Source organism: Clostridioides sp. ES-S-0049-02, from assembly GCF_020658465.1.
Taxonomy (GTDB): Bacteria; Bacillota; Clostridia; order Peptostreptococcales; family Peptostreptococcaceae; genus Clostridioides.
Genome location: NZ_JACVWG010000004.1, coordinates 60,496 through 79,695 on the forward strand (window position 1 = coordinate 60,496; position 19,200 = coordinate 79,695).

The 19,200-nt window shown below is 29.1% G+C and carries 14 protein-coding genes; 10 read left to right on the plus strand and 4 right to left on the minus strand.

Features of this window, described 5'->3' with window-relative positions; all coding sequences use genetic code 11:
* Nucleotides 1-300 precede the first annotated feature (300 nt).
* The 9 genes from IC213_RS11570 to nhaC all read left to right on the plus strand — a co-directional run bounded on the left by IC213_RS11570 (nucleotide 301) and on the right by nhaC (nucleotide 11,282).
* Nucleotides 301-1,674: a sigma-54 interaction domain-containing protein gene (locus IC213_RS11570; protein ID WP_227824889.1), complete on the plus strand. Its 1,374-nt coding sequence runs from the start codon at nucleotides 301-303 to the stop codon at nucleotides 1,672-1,674.
* Between the two features lie 215 nt (nucleotides 1,675-1,889).
* Nucleotides 1,890-2,957 carry a 2,4-diaminopentanoate dehydrogenase gene (gene ord, locus IC213_RS11575; protein WP_227831447.1) on the plus strand — a complete coding sequence of 356 codons (1,068 nt, stop codon included), beginning with the start codon at nucleotides 1,890-1,892 and terminating at the stop codon, nucleotides 2,955-2,957.
* A 34-nt stretch (nucleotides 2,958-2,991) separates the two neighbouring features.
* Nucleotides 2,992-3,300, plus strand: a complete 309-nt coding sequence (gene ortA / locus IC213_RS11580) for a 2-amino-4-oxopentanoate thiolase subunit OrtA (protein ID WP_227831446.1) — start codon at nucleotides 2,992-2,994, stop codon at nucleotides 3,298-3,300.
* The gene (ortB, locus tag IC213_RS11585) at nucleotides 3,293-4,723 is read left to right on the plus strand and encodes a 2-amino-4-oxopentanoate thiolase subunit OrtB (RefSeq protein ID WP_227863094.1); all 1,431 of its coding nucleotides are present in this window, start codon (nucleotides 3,293-3,295) and stop codon (nucleotides 4,721-4,723) included. The genes ortA and ortB overlap by 8 nt, the downstream gene beginning before the upstream one ends.
* A gap of 77 nt (nucleotides 4,724-4,800) precedes the next feature.
* On the plus strand, nucleotides 4,801-5,175 hold the full coding sequence (locus IC213_RS11590; protein WP_227434576.1) for an ornithine aminomutase subunit alpha: 375 nt from the start codon (nucleotides 4,801-4,803) through the stop codon (nucleotides 5,173-5,175).
* The gene (gene oraE, locus IC213_RS11595) at nucleotides 5,169-7,373 is read left to right on the plus strand and encodes a D-ornithine 4,5-aminomutase subunit OraE (protein WP_227831444.1); all 2,205 of its coding nucleotides are present in this window, start codon (nucleotides 5,169-5,171) and stop codon (nucleotides 7,371-7,373) included. Before IC213_RS11590 ends, oraE begins: the two co-directional genes overlap by 7 nt.
* Nucleotides 7,373-8,782 carry a GlmL-related ornithine degradation protein gene (locus IC213_RS11600; RefSeq protein ID WP_227831443.1) on the plus strand — a complete coding sequence of 470 codons (1,410 nt, stop codon included), beginning with the start codon at nucleotides 7,373-7,375 and terminating at the stop codon, nucleotides 8,780-8,782. The genes oraE and IC213_RS11600 overlap by 1 nt, the downstream gene beginning before the upstream one ends.
* Nucleotides 8,767-9,831 carry an ornithine racemase Orr gene (gene orr, locus IC213_RS11605; RefSeq protein ID WP_227483545.1) on the plus strand — a complete coding sequence of 355 codons (1,065 nt, stop codon included), beginning with the start codon at nucleotides 8,767-8,769 and terminating at the stop codon, nucleotides 9,829-9,831. The genes IC213_RS11600 and orr overlap by 16 nt, the downstream gene beginning before the upstream one ends.
* Nucleotides 9,832-9,860: 29 nt before the next feature.
* Nucleotides 9,861-11,282, plus strand: a complete 1,422-nt coding sequence (gene nhaC, locus IC213_RS11610; protein ID WP_227434580.1) for a Na+/H+ antiporter NhaC — start codon at nucleotides 9,861-9,863, stop codon at nucleotides 11,280-11,282.
* A gap of 134 nt (nucleotides 11,283-11,416) precedes the next feature.
* On the opposite strand, the gene IC213_RS11615 is transcribed toward nhaC, so the two are convergent.
* From IC213_RS11615 to IC213_RS11625, 3 genes are all read right to left on the minus strand, one after another.
* Nucleotides 11,417-12,772 (minus strand): APC family permease, encoded by a 1,356-nt coding sequence (locus tag IC213_RS11615; protein ID WP_227863095.1) that lies wholly within the window; start codon nucleotides 12,770-12,772, stop codon nucleotides 11,417-11,419.
* 36 nt (nucleotides 12,773-12,808) lie between these two features.
* Nucleotides 12,809-14,029, minus strand: a complete 1,221-nt coding sequence (locus tag IC213_RS11620) for a M20 family metallopeptidase (protein ID WP_227863096.1) — start codon at nucleotides 14,027-14,029, stop codon at nucleotides 12,809-12,811.
* 368 nt (nucleotides 14,030-14,397) lie between these two features.
* On the minus strand, nucleotides 14,398-16,410 hold the full coding sequence (locus IC213_RS11625) for a sigma 54-interacting transcriptional regulator (protein WP_227863097.1): 2,013 nt from the start codon (nucleotides 16,408-16,410) through the stop codon (nucleotides 14,398-14,400).
* A 612-nt stretch (nucleotides 16,411-17,022) separates the two neighbouring features.
* Here IC213_RS11625 and IC213_RS11630 point away from each other — a divergent pair.
* Complete coding sequence (locus IC213_RS11630; protein WP_227434583.1) at nucleotides 17,023-17,673, plus strand: Crp/Fnr family transcriptional regulator; 651 nt, start codon at nucleotides 17,023-17,025, stop codon at nucleotides 17,671-17,673.
* A 149-nt stretch (nucleotides 17,674-17,822) separates the two neighbouring features.
* On the opposite strand, the gene IC213_RS11635 is transcribed toward IC213_RS11630, so the two are convergent.
* Nucleotides 17,823-19,199 carry an MATE family efflux transporter gene (locus IC213_RS11635; protein WP_227834959.1) on the minus strand — a complete coding sequence of 459 codons (1,377 nt, stop codon included), beginning with the start codon at nucleotides 19,197-19,199 and terminating at the stop codon, nucleotides 17,823-17,825.
* Nucleotide 19,200 lies beyond the last annotated feature (1 nt).

A 19,200-nucleotide genomic window follows, 5' to 3' on the forward strand; every position in this document is an offset into this window, starting at 1 on the left:
TACGAGAATAAAGGTATACAAATACTCTTTTTTAGATAATATTTGAGTATAAATAATATATTTAGAATATTTTTTTTAATAAGGAAATATCAACAAAAGGGAAAATACTAAGAATATAACCATTACTATTCATGCTTTACTATGTAGTTCATCAAGTATTAATTAAAAATATAATGGACATAAAAAATATCATAAATATGTGATAAGATAAATATATAGAAATATTTTACTTATTTTTGGGTTGTTATATATTTAGGTACTGGGGTGATATAGTTGAACCAAGAAATATTTTTTAAAGTAATGAATGAAATATTGGAAAATATTGATGAAGGGGTACATTTTGTTAATAAAGAAGGGAAAACTATAATCTACAATGATTCTGTACAAAAAATGGAAAAAATGAATAGACATGATGTTTTAACTAATTCATTTTTTGATATAGTCAGCAAAATGAAAATAAATAGAAGTACACTAGTAGAAGTTTTGGAAAAAAGGGAAATTATTAAAGACAATATTCAAAAATATCTAGATAAAAATGGAAAAGAAATAACAGCAATAAATACTACGATACCAATTGATATTAAAGGAGAATTTGTAGGGGCACTTGAAATATCAAAGAATATGACAACTATAGAAAATTTATTAAACAGAAGCTATAAAAAAAATTTAATTAATAAAGTTGACAATAAACAAAAAAAGGGCTATGAATTTGATGATATTTTAGGGGAAAGTAATCTGATTAAAGAGGCAATAGCAAAATCTAAGAAAGCTTGTAAGTCTGATGCCTCAGTATTTATATATGGTGAAACTGGGACAGGCAAAGAGCTATTTAGCCAGTCCATTCACTATGGAAGTAATAGAAAAAATTATCCATTTATAGCACAAAATTGTGCAGCTTTACCAGAATCATTATTCGAAGGAATACTATTTGGAACTGCTAAGGGAGGATTTACAGGGGCAATAGACAGGCCAGGTTTATTTGAGCAAGCTAACAAAGGGACATTATTATTAGATGAAATAAACTCCATGCCTATTATGTTACAGGCTAAATTGCTAAGAGTTTTGCAGGAAGGTTATGTAAGAAGAGTTGGAGGGACTAAGGATATACCTGTTGATGTAAGAATTATTGCAACAACAAATGAAAGTCCAAAAGTTATTTTAAATGAGAATAAAATGAGAAAAGATTTATATTATAGGCTTAACATAATAGATATAAAAATTCCTCCTCTTAGAGATAGAAAAGAGGATATATCTGTATTATGCAAAAAATTTATTTCAAAGTATAATAAAAAGTTAAATAAAAAAGTAGTAGGTATTTCAGATGAAGCTATCAGGGTTTTAAAAAATTATGACTGGCAAGGGAACATAAGAGAACTAGAAAACATAATTTATTGTACTATGAGTATGATGGAAAACGAGATACAAATAGAAACAAGCATGATTAATTTAAATGACTATTACAATCTTAAAGAGAATAAAGAGGGGAATACTTATTCTTTAAATGATTTAGAGAATAAGACACTTAATAATGTTCTCAGTGAGATAGAAGAGAAGTATATATATGAATCATTAGAAAAGGCATCATATAATATAACTAAGGCTGCATCAATTTTAGGTATGAATAGGCAAAATTTACAATATAAAATAAAAAAATATAATATTAAAGTCCTATAAAGAAGTAAAATAAAGGCGCAAAATTATTATAAAAGAGCAAATTTTTTTGCTCTTTTTTTATTTCTCAGAAAAAATATTATTTTTTATTTATGAAAATACATAACAAGATAATTATAGTTTCAACGTTCTAATAAATATTTATTTTTGTTTTGAAGTTGGCACGATTCATGCTTTAACTAATAATTAAGAATATAAATTTTTAGGAGGGTGTATATATGAGAAAAGTAAGAGTTGGTATATGGGGATTTGGAGCTATGGGGATAGGCATGGCTAATATGATTTTAAAAAAAGAAGGTATAGAAATAGTATCTGTTTGCAGTAGAAGTACTTCAGGTAAAAGTATGTATGATGTCCTAGGAATTGAAAGAGGAGAAAGAACAGAAGTTATTATCAATGGAAATTATGAAGAAGTTTTTAAAGAAAAAAGTGTAGATGTTGTTTTATTAGCAACTGATTCATTTACTAAAAAGGCTTTTGATAAAATAATGTTCTTATTAAATAGAAAAATAAATGTTATATCAACAGCAGAACAAATGGCATATCCACAAGCTGATGATGCAGACTTGGCTAAGAAAATGGATGAAGTTGCAAAAGAGAATAGAGTAAGTATTCTTGGAACAGGAATCAATCCAGGGTTTGTACTAGATTTACTAGTATTAGCGCTTTCAGGTACTTGTGAAGAAGTTAATGGTATAAAAGCGAAGAGGGTAAATGATTTATCACCATTTGGAAAATCTGTTATGGTAGAACAAGGTGTTGGAGTAACAAAAGAAGAGTTCATAAAAGGTGTAGAAAATAATACTATAGCAGGTCATGTAGGATTTGTAGAATCAATAAATATGATAGCTGATGGATTAGGATGGAAACTAGATAAGATAGAACAAACAAAAGAACCAATAATGACTACAGTAGATAGAAAATCTAAGTACGGAGAGGCATTGGCTGGAAATGTTGCTGGTTGTAGACAATGTGGATATGGATATGTAAATGGAGATGTTTTAATTGAAATGGAGCATCCACAACAGATAATACCTGAAGCAGAAGGTATTAAAACAGGAGACTATGTATCAATAAAAGGGATACCAAATATTGATTTACAAATAAATCCTGAAATACCTGGAGGGGTAGGTACTTATGCAATGATAGTAAACTCTATTCCATTAATAATAAATGCTAGACCAGGCCTTAAAACTATGTTGGATATACCAGTACCTAGAGCAATAATGGGAGATATAAGAAATCAGATAGAAATTGAGTTAGAAGAAGAGTCAAAAGCAAATTAATAAAATAACAGTTAGCTGATAAGGGGATGAAAAAATGGATGCTAAAATTAATGATTGGGTTATTATACACAATATAGTGTTGACTCCAGAAGAAAGAGCTCCACAAGTTCCAGAGGATACTAAGAAAGTATCCTTAGAAATGTGGGTTAAAGGGTTTATACAAAAGGATGCCTCTATAGGTGATTTAGTAGAAGTTAAAACAATTACGGGTAGACTTGTAAAAGGTGATTTACTTAAAGTAAATCCATATTATACTCATGATTATGGTAAATGTATACCTGAGTTACTCCAAATAGGAATACAGGCTAAAGAAATATTATTTGGAGGTGTATATAATGAATAATGCAGCATCAATGAAAGATATGAGCTATCAAGCTGTCATGGGAAGAAACAATGAAATAATGAAAAACGCAATTGGATTGGATTACTCATCTTTTGAACAAGAAGGAATAGGATTTGACTATGAAAAAATGATGGGTGAAACAGGATATACATTACAAGATATTGAAGCAATTCAATCACAATATGCTGTTGGAAATACTCCTATAATAGAACTTAAAAATTTAACTAAGTTGGCCAGAAGATGTGCTCCAGAAGGTAAAGGTGCTAGAATATTTGTAAAAGATGAAGCAATGAATGCATCTGGTAGTTTTAAAGCAAGAAGATCAGCTACTGCAGTATATCATGCTAAAAAAATGGGATATAAAGGTGTAATAGCAGCTACTAGTGGTAACTATGGAGCAGCTGTAGCATCTCAGGCAGCAATGCAGGGTTTAAAATGTATAATAGTTCAAGAATGTTATGATTCTAATGGTCTAGGTCAACCTGAGATTATAGAGAAAGCAAGAAAATGTGAGGCATATGGTGCAGAAGTTATTCAATTAACTGTTGGACCAGAATTATTTTATACATTCTTAGTCCTACTAGAAGAAACAAGCTATTTTAACGCATCGTTATATTCACCATTTGGAATTGCAGGTGTAGAAACTTTAGGATATGAGCTAGCTATTCAATTTAGAGAAAAATATAAAAAAGACCCTGATGTAGTTGTTTGTACAAATGCAGGTGGAGGTAATCTCACTGGAACAGCAAGAGGACTAATAAAAGCTGGTTCTCTTAACACAAAAGTAGTTGGAGCAAGTGTTGATTTAAAAGGATTACACATGGCTAGTGATAGTCAATTTAATAAAAAATCATTTACAACAGGACATACAGGTTTTGGTATACCATTCTGTACATGGCCTGATAGGTCAGATGTACCTAGGTCTGCAGCTAGACCACTTAGATATATGGACAGATATGTGTTAGTAAAACAAGGAGAAGTTTTCTATACAACTGAATTATTGGCACAGTTGGAAGGTATAGAAAGAGGACCTGCTGGAAATACATCTTTAGCAGCAGCATTTTCCTTAGCACAAGAATTGGATGAAGATAAAGTTGTAGTAGTACAAGAGACAGAGTATACAGGTGCAGGTAAACACATATGTCCACAGCTTACATTTGCAAAAGAAAATGGAATAGATATAAAATTTGGAAATCCAAGAGAAGAAATTGCAGGAGTAAACTTAATATTACCAGAAAGACCAGAATTATTAAAATGTGTTGATATCGACATAAATAAAATAAGAAAATCATTTATAAAAAATTGTATATCTCATAATGGTATTGATAATGTTAATAGTCTAAGTAATGAAGATATAGAGTTTCTAATGAAAGAAGTAAAAAGTTCAAGAGATTTTGTTATTGATACGTTAGATAATTTATAATAATTACTATTTTTTAATTTAACATGAAATGAATAGTTGGAAAATTCACTTAAATTAATATGAATGGGGGAATGTTCATGAAAAAAAGAGAGGATGATTTTGAGGTTAGAAGAAAACATCTTCAGAAATTGAGCGATGATGAGTTAAAAGAAAGATTTTGGAGTTTAGCTGCCCAGATAGTAGAACCAATGATAGACCTTGGCAAAAAGAATACAACGCCATCAATAGAAAGGTCTGTTTTGTTAAGAATGGGATTTTCTTCTCTTGAGGTAAAACCTATTTTAGAAGGTGTTATGGAAAGAGGTCTTATAGGTAAGGGAGCAGGGCATGTAGTTTATAAGCTTGCTAAATCTAAAAATATATCAGTTAGAGAAGCTGGTTTATTATTAGTTAATGGTGAATATTGGGATGAAGTTACATGTTTATTTAGAGAAGGGGTAGAATCATGTTAAAGGAAAATAAAAAATTAGATATAGACTATATATTAAAAGATTTGGATAAATATAAACCAAAAAGAAGAGGTTGGGTTTGGAGAGAACACTTGGAAAATCTTGAAATGGGACCTTTTGAATATAAAGACTGTACAAAACCTTTAAAGAAGAGTGTAGGGTTACCATCATCTAAATATTTTAATAATATAGACCCTCAACCAAGCCCAATTATTACTACTGAAATAGCTTCTGGAAGATTTGAAGATGATATAAGAAGAATGAGGATGGCAGCTCATCACGGTGCTGACCACTTAATGGTCATTAGAACTGCTGGGCAATCACATTTTGACGGACTTATAGAAGGAACCCCTCAAGGTATAGGAGGTGTTCCAATAACAAGAAAACAAGTAAGAGCTCAAAGAAAAGCTCTTGACTTTATAGAAGAAGAAGTTGGTAGACCTATTAATTACCATTCATATGTAAGTGGTGTTGCGGGTCCTGAAGTAGCAGTAATGTTTGCTGAAGAAGGGGTCAATGGAGCACATCAAGACCCACAATATAATGTTCTATATAGAAATATAAACATGGTAAGATCTTTTGTAGATGCTTGTGAAGCTAAGCAAATAATGGCTTTTGCAAATATAGCTCAAATAGATGGAGCACATAATGCTAATGCTACGGCTAGAGAAGCATGGAAGGTAATGCCTGAACTTATGGTTCAACACGCTTTAAATTCTATATTTTCAGAAAAAATAGGAATAGATAAAAGTAATATATGCTTATCAACAGTGCCACCAACAGCCCCTCCAGCACCATGTTTAAGAATAGACTTACCTTATGCTGTTGCACTTAGAGAATTATTTAGTGATTATAAGATGAGAGCTCAAATGAATACTAAATATATGGAATCATCAACTAGAGAAGCAACAGTTACTCATGTATTAAATTTATTAACATCAGTACTAACTAGAGCTGACATACAATCAACTATAACACCTGACGAAGGTAGAAATGTACCTTGGCATATATACAACATAGAAGCATGTGATACAGCAAAGCAAGCTTTAGTTGGCATGGATGGTCTTATGGATATGATAGAACTTAAGGATGTTGGAGAATTAAGATACAAAGCAAGAGAGCTTAAAGAAAGAGCTGTACTATATATGGAAGAAATCTTTGAAGTTGGAGGATATTTTGAATCAGTAGAACAAGGATTCTTCGTTGACTCAGGAAATTATCCAGAAAGAAATGGTGATGGTATATCTAGAAAAATAAAAGGCGGAGTTGGTGAGGGTACTGTTTATGAAAGAGATAAAGATTATTTAGCACCTGTAACTGCTCACTTTGGATACAATAATGTAGCTCAATATGATGAAAAAGCTATAGATAATCCATCAATATTAATAGATGGATGTACATTTGAAAATCCAAACAAAATAATATATATCGATGAACTTGATGATTTTGATAATGTAGAAAATAGACTAAAAGAATCAGAGGAATACAGAGGTGGAACTAAAATCAAACCTGAAATGGAATGGTGTGCAGATGGAATTGTGATGATAACAATGATGCTTCCTACTGATAAAAGAACAGCTGAGTTTGCAGCATTGGAATTTGTCAAAAAAATGAATTTACAAGAAGTTGAAGTTATAAGTAGAGAAGTTATGCATGAATCCGAAGGCACTAGGATAGAAGTGAAGGGAAGAGTTCCATTTGATATAGATTTAAATGACTTAGTAATACCAGAAGAACCTAAAGTACTAACTGATGAAGAAATAAGAGCAGATATAGAAGAAAAGCCTATGAAAATAGTTTCAGCTACAGTTGGAGAAGACGAACACTCAGTTGGTTTAAGAGAAATAATAGATATAAAACATGGTGGTATTGAAAAATATGGTATAGAATGTCATTACTTGGGAACTTCTGTACCTGTAGAAAAATTAGTAGACGCAGCAATAGAGCTAAATGCAGATGCAATACTTGCATCTACAATAATAAGTCATGATGATATTCATTATAAAAATATGAAGAAATTACACGATTATTGTGTAGAAAAAGGTATAAGAGATAAAGTAATGATTGCTTGTGGAGGAACACAGGTAACACCTGAAATAGCCATTGAACAAGGAATAGATGCTGGATTTGGAAGAAACAGCAAAGGTATACATGTAGCCACTTTCTTAGTTGAAAAAAGAAGAGAAATGAATAATAAATAATGGAGAATAAAAAAGTTTCTTTAAAAATAGATGTGTTGGTAGCTGAAATAGGAAGTACTACCACTGTAGTAAACGCTTTCCATAATATTGATTCTGATAATCCTGTATTTTCGGGTCAAGGTCAGGCTCCAACAACAGTATTTGAAGGTGGCGATGTAAGAAATGGCTTATCGGGTGCTATTAAAGATTTAGCTAATAAATTATCTGTAGATGATATAAAGTATAATGATATGTTTGCAACTTCTAGTGCAGCTGGTGGATTAAAAATGACTGTTCATGGATTAGTGTATGATATGACAGTAAAAGCAGCTAAAGAAGCTGCTCTAGGAGCTGGAGCTGTTATTCGTCAAGTAACATCAGGTAGAATTAAAAGAACTGATTTAAAGAAAATAAAAGAAATAAATCCCAACATAATCTTAATAGCTGGTGGAGTTGACTATGGAGAAAGAGATACAGCTATTTATAATGCTGAAATGATAGCTTCTATGAGTTTAGGTATACCAGTTATATATGCTGGTAATGTTGAAAATCAAGAAGAAGTAAGGTTAATATTTGAAGATACGAATTATAAGCTTTATATAACAGAAAATGTATACCCTAAAATAGATTTATTGAATATAGAACCTACAAGAAAAATCATTCAAGGTGTGTTTGAAGACCACATAACTACAGCGCCAGGAATGAGGTATATCAAAGAAATGGTTAATGAAAATATTACCCCAACTCCAGGGGCTGTAATGGAAGCTTCTAAACTTTTATATAAAAATATTGGAGATTTATTAACTCTAGATGTAGGTGGAGCAACTACTGATGTGCATTCTGTTACATATGGGAGTGACTATATTAATAAAATATTAGTTAATCCTGAACCTGTAGCTAAGAGAAGTGTTGAGGGAGATTTAGGTGTATATGTAAATATGAAAAATATAGTAGAAGTTATAGGTAAAGAAAATTTACAAAATGAATTATCTATAGATATTGATAAAGTAATAGATAATTATCCACCAATACCAAAATCAAAAGAAGAAATATTATTTGTGGAGAGATTGACAAAAGAAGCTGTTATTAAAGCTATGTTAAGGCATTCAGGGAAAATAAGAAATATTTATGGAACAACTGGAAAAACCAAAATTGCAGAAGGAAAAGATTTAACAGAAGTAAGATATATAGTGGGTACAGGGGGAGCACTTACTAGGCTCCCTAGTAGAATTAAAATATTAGATGGTATAACTAAATACAATAAAAATAAAGAATTACTATTTCCAAAGGAAAAAACAAAGATATTGATAGATAATGACTATATTATGGCATCTATAGGGGTTTTATCTAAAAAATACGAAGAAGCATCTCTTAAGCTCCTACTAAAAAGTTTAAACTTCAAGGAGGAAGGACTATGTACCCTAGATTAGAAATAGATATAGAAAAATTAAGACATAATGCTAAAGTAATTTTACAGAGTTGTCATGAAAGAAACATTAAAGTATCTTTCGTAACTAAATCATTTTGTGCACGAAAAGAAATAGTAGAAGCAGTATATAATGAAGGAATAGATCATATAGCAGATTCAAGAATACAAAACTTAAAAAAGTTACAAAATATAAATTTACCTAAAATACTAATTAGAATACCCATGATAAGTGAACTAGAAGAAGTTATCAATTATTGTGATATAAGTTTTAACTCAGAATTAGAAACTATAAAGAAATTAAATGAATTATGTGAAAGTAAAAATATTATTCATAATATAGTTCTTATGTTTGACTTAGGAGATTTACGAGAAGGGTATTTTTATGAAGAAGACCTCTTTAATAGTATAAAAGAGATAGTAAAACTAAAAAATATTAAAATAATTGGTATAGCTACAAACTTAACTTGTTATGGAGCTATTATACCATCTAAAGAAAATACAGGTAGGCTAGTAAGTATAGCTCAAAAGATAGAAGGTAAATTTGGAATAAATCTAGAAATAGTATCAGGAGGTAATTCAAGTTCTATACATTTAATGACAAGTAATAATATGCCAGAAGGTATTAATAATTTGAGAATAGGTGAATCTATTTTACTTGGTAGAGAAACGGCATACGGTAAAAATATAAATGGGACATATCAAGATGTATTCAAATTAATATGTCAAATAGTTGAATGTAAAGAAAAACCATCAGTTCCTATTGGAGAAATAGGAGTTGATGCGTTTAGAAATAAACCTGTTTATGAAGATAAAGGAATCTTAAAAAGGGCAATTATAGCCATAGGTAAGCAGGACATAAATATTGACTCTTTAATTCCAATAGACACTGATATAGAGATATTAGGGGCAAGTTCAGACCACATGATATTAGATGTAAGTAATACAAAATGTGATTATAAATTAGGCGACAATGTAGATTTTTTATTAACTTATGGAGGTATCATGTCATCTAGTACAAGCGAATATGTTTCAAAGAAAATTATAGTATAGTGTTCAAATAATTAGGAGGAAATTATTTTATGAAAGAGCGAGAATGTAGAAAAGCAAATCTGTTTGATGCAATGATACCAATTACTTGCTTGATATTATTTTTAAGTTTAGGGGTATTAATGTATGGCTCATCACCTCATGTACCACTAATAGGAGCTGCAGCAGTAGCAGGCCTTGTAGCTGTATATAGGCTTGGATTTAAATGGAAAGACCTAGAATTAAGTATGTTTAATAGTATAAAGATGGCAATGCAAGCAATCTTAATCATAATTATAATAGGTGTGCTTATAGGAACTTGGATAGTAAGTGGAGTAGTTCCATGTATGATTTACTGGGGACTAAAAATTTTATCACCAAATATTTTTTTAGTAGCATCCACATTAGTCTGCTCAATAGTGTCTCTTGCAACAGGGTCATCTTGGAGTACAATGGGTACAGTAGGCGTGGCACTTTTAGGAATTGGGCAAAGTTTAGGTATGCCAACTGGATTAATAGTGGGTTCTATAATATCTGGAGCTTACTTTGGAGATAAACTATCACCTTTATCTGAAACGACTAACTTAGCACCAGCAATGGCAGGAACAGATTTGTTTACACATATAAAATATATGTTATATTCAACTATACCATCATTATTAATTTGCCTAGTAATTTATGGTGTAATCGGAATGAAGTATTCAGGTCAAGCATTAGATATAAAACAGATAGAGCTAATTAGGTCTACATTAGATTCTACATTTAATACTTTATCACCAGTATTATTATTAGCTCCAGCAATAGTAATTGGATTGGTTATATTCAAAGTTCCTGCTATACCAGGGCTTATAGTAGGTGCTGTATTAGGAGTATTGTTTGCAGTAGTTTTCCAAGGAGAATCTATGAATGTAATATTAGATGCAGCACAAAATGGATATGTTTCATCAACACAAGTAGAAGAGGTAGATGCTTTATTGTCTAAAGGTGGGATTATGAATATGATGTCTACTGTATCTTTAACAATATGTGCCTTATCTCTTGGAGGTATTTTAGAAAAAACAGGCATGCTTGAAGCAGTAGCTTCTTCTTTACTAAGGTTAGCAAAGGGTGTATTTGGAACAGTATTATGTACAATGGTAACTTGCACAGTTACTAACATAATAGCAGGAGAACAATACTTGTCTATAGTTATACCAGGAAGAATGTATAATAAGGAATATAAAAAGAGAGGTATACATCCTAAGATGTTATCAAGAGCTTTAGAAGATAGTGGAACTTTAAGTTCTCCATTGGTACCATGGAATACATGTGGAGCGTATATAACAGCAACATTAGGTGTATCTGCATTAACGTATGGTCCATATGCATTATTAAATATCATAAATCCATTGGTATCTCTAGCATTAATTGCATGTAAGTTTAAAATAGCAAAAATAGAAGATGAACCTGAAACTTGTTTGAATTTTGATGTTTGATTATAGTATTTGATATATGTTACTTATTAGAAAAAATAAAGGCCTAAACTTTGTGTAAATAATAAAGTTTAGGTCTTTATTAACTTTTTCTATAGATTTTAAATAAAAAAGAATGTCAAGCAATCTATAAAATATTACTGAATTTTTTCTCTTGGAATATATAATTTTGAATCTTCTGACTTATCTTTGCACTCACATTCAATTTTTTTATTTTTTTTCATAAGTACATATAAAGGTACTATCAATAACATTGCTCCTAATCCTATCAAAACCCTATTTTGAGTTATAGGTTTTGACATATCTTCAACCCAAGCTTGTTGTAACAGCCATAAACTACCTAATATAGCTACTGTTGGTATAACAGGGCCAAAAGGAATTTTAAATGAAGCCTGGATATCTGCTCTTTTTCTTAAAACTATTACGGCTAAACAAGTTGGTATGTATTGAGCAAATCTGGCAATTACACTCATTACTGCAAGCTGTTCAAAACTTCCAGTTAATACAAGTGGTATGCAGAAGATTAAAGATATTATTATTGCTACATATGGAGCATCATATTTATTTGTTTTTCCTATAAATGCTGGAAGAGAGCCTTCTTCTGCTAGAGCAGAACCACACTTGGGAGTTACTATTGAAGAACCTATATTTATTCCAAATATAGATATTAATGTTGCTACAGATATAAATACTTTACCATAATTGCCTAAAAATACGCTTGAAGCGTCTGCGATTGGAATACTATTTTCAAATAATTTGTCTCCAAGTATACCCATACAGACAACTTGAATTAAGATATAAATTATTGCACATATAAATATTGTAGTTATTAATGCTATTGGAAGATTTTTTTTAGGATTATCCATTTCTCCACTTGCTACAACAAATGATTCAAATCCAGTAAACGCGTAAAATACTAATATTATAGCTGGTCCTATACTAGAATTTACAACATTGCCTGAAGGAACAACATTACCAAATTTTATAAAGAATATTCCTACTATTACAAAAACTATTAATGGTACTAATTTAGCTATGGTTATTACATTATTCATTATCTTTGTACTTTTAATTCCAAATAAGCTATTTATTGAAAGTAATGTTACTAATGCCACTGCGATATATCCTTTATATTCAGTAGCAGCTTCTGGCCAAAATGCACCTAAAGCTGTTGCAAATCCTACTGCTAGTGTAGACCATGATATGATTCTAATAACCCAAGACATTGTACCAACTTCAAAACCTATAAAATCACCAAATGCCTTTTTGGAGTATAAATATGCACCTCCATTTTTGTCAAATATACTTCCAGCCTCTGCAAAACATAAAAGTATTGATAGAACCAGAAGTGTAGCAAAAATATATATAAATATACTATTTTGGCTCGCTAGATTGTAAACTTTACCTGGTAGTAAGAATATACCTGAACCTATGATACTATTAATTCCTAATAATATCATACTAAATAACCCTAATTTTTTAGCTTTTTCCATATTAATTTATCTCCTATTCTTTTATTAATTACCATATTAATTAAAATATAAAGTATTCATTACATGCATCATAACTCCTATTGGAAGACAATCCTCATCTACATTAAATTTAGAGGTATGAAGAGGTGAAGTCAGTCCTTTTTCCTCGTTTTTGCACCCTAAATGGAAGAATGCTCCTTTGCAATGTTCTGTATAAAAAGAAAAATCTTCACCACCTAATGAAGGGTTTGCTCTCAGTATAAATTTTTCTCCTCCAAGTAATTCCTTAGTACTTGAAATAACAGTATCTACTAATTCCCTTTCATTTATAACAGCAGGGTAATTTTCATCGCTCACGTGTAATGTTCCAATACATCCAAATGCAGATGCTGTATCTTCAACAATTTTAGTAATCTTATTAATTACAAAATCTCTTGTCTCGCTATTTAAAGTTCTCAATGTACCCTCTAATTTTACATCTTCACATATTACATTATGTGCATCACCACCATATATTTTGCCTATAGTCAAAACTGCAGCATTATTTGGTTCTAGGTTTCTACTTATTATGGTTTGTAGTGATGTAACAATTTGTGAAGCTGTGACTATTGCATCAATACCATTTTCAGGATACGCACCATGAGCTCTTTTACCCTTAACACTTATTTCTATAGTATCAACACTTGCATTTAATGTGTCGTATTTCGTTTCAATAAATCCTGTTTTAATGTGTGGCATGACATGAAGCCCAAATATATAATCAGCTTTAGGGTTTTCTAAACACCCATCCTCAACCAAGAACTTTGCTCCACCAAAACCTTCTTCTGCTGGTTGAAATAAAAATTTTACATTTACATTTAGATTATCTTTCATTGAATAGAGTACTTTGCATGCTCCAAGTAACATTGTTGTATGCGCATCATGACCACAAGCGTGCATTTTTCCATTATGTATTGATTTATAAGGTATATCGTTTTCTTCTTCTATAGGAAGCGCATCCATATCTGCTCTTATACAAATAGTTTTATCTGCATTTTCTTTTAAAATGTATGCCATAATTCCATTGTGTTTTGTAAATTCCATATAATCAATTCCTATTTCTTTTAAATAAGAAATGACTTTTTGTTTTGTAAGATTTTCCTCAAGAGCTAATTCTGGTATTCTATGTAATTCTCTTCTAACATCTATTAACCAAGGTTTTATAGAATTACAACTTTCTATTACAAAATCTTTTTCCAATTCTTTAACTTGATTTTTTAATTTTAAAGCTGGTTGCATTTTTATTCCTCCAATTACTTTTTATTGTCTTGTTAATATAGTTAAGCAATTATTATGCCATGTTTTTTTACTTAAGAATTTTGTTTTTTATAAAAATATTGAATAAAAAAAATCATTATATTGTATGGAAAGTATGAAAAATAAATATTATATTGCAATTTTCAGTAAAAAATTTTGTTTTAGATAAAGATTGCACTATATATGAGTATTTATAAAAAAAATAGGAAAATTGTTATTTATCCTATTCCTATTAATTCCTATTAATTAGATAAAAATAGACTATAATTTTGATGTATTTAGCAAACAAAAAAATCTACTAAGGAGACAAACTATTCCCTAATAGATTCTTTATTTAATAGTTGATAAACTTATAGAGTTTCATACTTTAATTTACTATAAAAGATTTCTCCTTTTTGAGTTATTTTACTTCCATATCTTCCCGAATTACAAATTATAAATTCTTCTTTTTTTAGATATTCAAATATTTTTTTTATTTTACCTTCAGTAATTTGAATATTTTTATCTAGTAATCTTTGCAAAATTAGTCCTCTACCAATACCAACATCTGATTCTTTATTTAAAATCAACAATTCTATTATATTTAAAATATCATTTTTATTATACTTTAGTTTTAATGGGGAATTCTTATTATCTAAAGTCCTTAAGTTTGGAGGTAAGTCCTTTTCAAGTACAATATCATCACACATAATATTTAAGTAAGAGGTTACATTTTGGAGTTCTCTTATATTACCTTTCCATTTATAGTTTTGTATAAGTTCTTTTGCCTCTGGTGTAATCAATAACTTTTTATTAATTAAATCTTCCATAATAATTAAGATATCTTCTTTTCTCTCCCTTAAAGGAGGTATATTTATTGGAATTGTATTTAATCTATAATATAAATCCTCTCTAAATCTACTATTATCAATCATTTGTTCTAGGTTTTTATTAGTAGCCGATATGATTCTAACATCTATGTTAATTATATTATGAGAACCAACAGGCATTATTTGTTTTTCTTGGAGAACTCTAAGTAGCTTTGTTTGTAGTTCTAAGGGCATGTCGCCAATTTCATCTAAGAATATAGTTCCATTATTTGCTAATTCAAATAATCCCTGTTTTCCTTCTTTTAGACCCCCAGTAAAAGTACCTTTATCATATCCAAATAACTGACTTTCTAGTAAGTTTTCAGGAACAGCTGCGCAATTTACTGCTATAAATGGCTGATTTTTTCTAGTTGAATTATTGTGTATAGATTGGGCTATGAGTTCTTTACCAGTTCCACTTTCACCTCTAATAAGTATACTTAAATCAGATTTAGAAACTTTTTTAGCTAAATCTATGCATTCAAGCATCTTTGGGCTATTTGTTTTTATATCTTTGAATGTATATTTCGCTATTTGCCCTTTTTCTCTTAATTTTTTAGTTAAATTTTGTTCCAGCTTTTTTATGTATGTTATTTCTTGTAAACTGTAATATGTACCCATTTTTTCATCTTTATTGTATATGTTTTTTTTATTTACATTTATATACTTTTTATCAAATATAATAACCTTGTCCAATATCTCTTTTTCACTTAATAAAACCTTTAAACTATCTATAAACACTTCTTGAATATATTTACCATAGATATCCTCTTTTATGTTTAAGATGTCTTTTACTTTACTATTATATGTATTTATTACACCATCTTTTGAAGTAAATAATATTCCATCTTTTGATAAGTTCAATATTGTATCTAATTCTTCTATCTTTAAAAACAGTTCTTTATATTTATCTTTTATACCTGTGTCTAAACTTATTATTTCTTCTGAGTATTTAACCAGATTAGATTGTATTTCTTTTGAGTCGATTTGTAATAAGTTTATTATTTCTATAAAGGTAGAAATATCTATATATCTATGACCTAAATCAAAAATATCTGAGATAGAACTAGGGACTTTTTCTGGAACTCCTGGAGTTATAGCTATCTTTATATCTTTATAATTATTTTCGTTCATATATGGAACTGGTCTAATATTAGTTACTCCAATCTTATAAAATAAGCTTATAGTCTCTAAAGTAGTTTCATCAGAATCATTTACAATTAAAGCATTTGTACCTTGTGGTAAGGATAATAAATCATATACTTTATCTTCCTTAAAAGTTCTTCTTATTACAATAACTTTTTTCTTGTCTAATATATTATTTATAATTTTGTCTAATCTTTCTACAGACATTACCAATATTACATCATCATTTATAATATCATCATTATTTATTTCATCTATAAAGTATCTGTTAATTTTTATGTAATCTCCAAAAACTAACTTTAAGTTATTTTCCAAAAAATCTATTAAATCTTTTCTGCTATCATTTACCAAAGCTACTGATTTTTTCATTGATTTCTCCTTATTTATATAATAAATAGTTTTTAATAATATTTACAGGAAGGTTATTTCCATAATCAATATATCTTATTGTATCTAAAATTGTACAAAACTTATATAATATTAATACTTAAACTATTAAACATTATTAATACTATAAAATAATTTAATTTTAATATCTTTTTTATATAACATCAATAACTTTATATATAACATTTTAAATTTAATAGCGTTTTATACAAAAAAGAAGGTGCCTAGATATGATTTTTTGAGAATCATACATAGAAACCTTCTTCCTTATAATTAAATCTTGTCACCAAATCCCCCTAATTGTTGCTTAAAATTCAAAATGTATGTATATTTTTCATTTCTATTCGATTAAATTATAATATACATCTAAAAAATTTATTTTAACAAATTCTATTGATAATACAATTTCATAAATATAGAATTATATTAAAATAAATAATATATGAAAATATATATGTATAAGTTTATTCTGCTTGAGTAGAATAGATTTGTCAAGATTAATTTAATTGTTATATTATCTTTTGTTAAAAATTAATCTAAATTAAAATATATGAATAGAATATTTTATACAATATATCATAAAAGGAGAATTTAATGAAAGCAGAAGAGACGAGCATATACCCAATTATTAAAAATAATTTAAATCAAGTATCCATTGTTGAATATAAAAAAGGGCAAAGATTTGTAGCATCAGATGAAGATTTGCAAGAAGTCTTTTTTATAATAGAGGGAGTTGCATTAGTAGAATGTTCCACTAGAGGAGGAAATAAATTTCTTGTTGATATTGTACCAGAAAATGAATTTATAGGTAAAATTAGTTATATATATGAACATAACTTGAAATGTGATATATTTGCAAAAACTAATATAAGATTATTTAGATTTAAAAAAGATGTATTTGATGAGTTATATCTTAAAAGAGATTTTATTGAATTATTTCACAGTAAATGTACAAGAAGAATATATGAGTTGTACAAAACTAGAATGGTAAGAGAATTATTTTCTTGTACGGAAGTTATTGCTTATTGTATCCTAAAAAAACAAGAGCATAGTATATGTAAAGCAAAGCATATTCGTAATTTTAGTGAAATTTATTCAATCAGTAGAAAAAGTAGATACCACTCCCTATTGAATTTAATTGAAAAGGGTATAATTAAAAAAATAGATAGCACATATGAAGTTTTGAATTATGATAAATTACATAGATTAGCCTTTGAAGTAAAGGAATTTTTAGAAGATAAATAGTTATTAATATTATTATTATTTAATTAAAATATAATATAATAATTTATATAAAAAATAAAAAATAGCTTCACTGAAAACTAGAAATAATTTAGCTGTTTTCAGTGATACTATTTTAAAGTATTATATACTACTAAAATACACTATTGTTATTAATCAATTTCCTTAACTATGTTAATAGCCCATTTTTTAGATAATGCTCTAGGTACCCCAAATATAAATTTTACAACTTCTTCACTGTAAGTGAGTAGAACAAGGATAAATATAGGTGCACCTTTGAATGCAGCTATAAAAGTTAAAGGAAGTGAAGCTAACCACATACATCCTAATTCTAAAAATAGAGCATATTTAGTATCTCCACCACTTCTCAAAATACCAATTATAATTAATGTATTAAATGATTTTAGAGCCATTAGTATACCCATTATAAAAAATATTTTAGTTATATCAGAAGACAAGCTATCAGAAACACTGAACATCTTTAATAATAATGGGATATTTAAAATTAAAATAACTCCAAGTATTAAACCAGCTAAAAACACTAGTATAGAAAATTTCTTAGCATATTCAATGGCTCTTTTGATATGGTCAGCACCAAGTTCATTACCAAGCATAATAGATGCACCAGATGCAATACATACAGCAGTCATTATAAAGAAGTTACCTGTACTAGTTGCTATTTGACTTGCTGCTATAGCAGATGTACCTGCTCTTGAATAAGCAACAGAATATAGGACAGTTCCAACTGCCCATGCAGAGTCATTTACAAATATAGGGAAACTCTTTGATGAAAAAGATTTGATAAAAATCCTATCGATAGCCTTTAGATTTTTCAACCCAAATTTTAATATATAGTCTTTTTTATAAAAATACACATAAGTAAGCATTAAAATTAATTCGCATATTCTTGCAATTACAGTTGCTAAAGCAGCTCCTTTTACGCCTAATGCAGGAAGCCCTAAATTACCAAATATAAATCCATAATTTAAAATAACATTTGTTACAAGAGCAAATGCACTGCAAATCATACCCAACTTAGGATTCCTAACACCTCTAGAACCAGTACTAAACACTGTACTTATAGCTATCAATGGATAACTAAATACTGCGATACTAAAATAGTCTATACAAAGTCTTACAACCTCTGAATCATAAGAAAATATGTGTATTATTGGTTTTGGTGTTAGTAGAGCAGGGATAACAAATACAAAGCTTAAAGCAAGTGCTAATATACAGGTAAGACCTGTAACCTTTCTTATATTACTAATATCTTTTTTTCCATAAAACTGTGAAATAAAAACTCCAGCCCCGCCTGTAATACCAGACAGAGACATATTAAAAAGAAAGAAAAATTGGTTTGCAACTCCAACTGAAGCTACAGATACTTCACCTAAACTACTTATCATAACTGTATCTATTACATTTACAGATGTAGAAATTAAGTTTTGTATGATAATAGGTATACATAAAGATAGAAGTATCTTGTAAAACCTTTTATTTTCATCCTTTAAAGAAAACAATGCTTGCAAA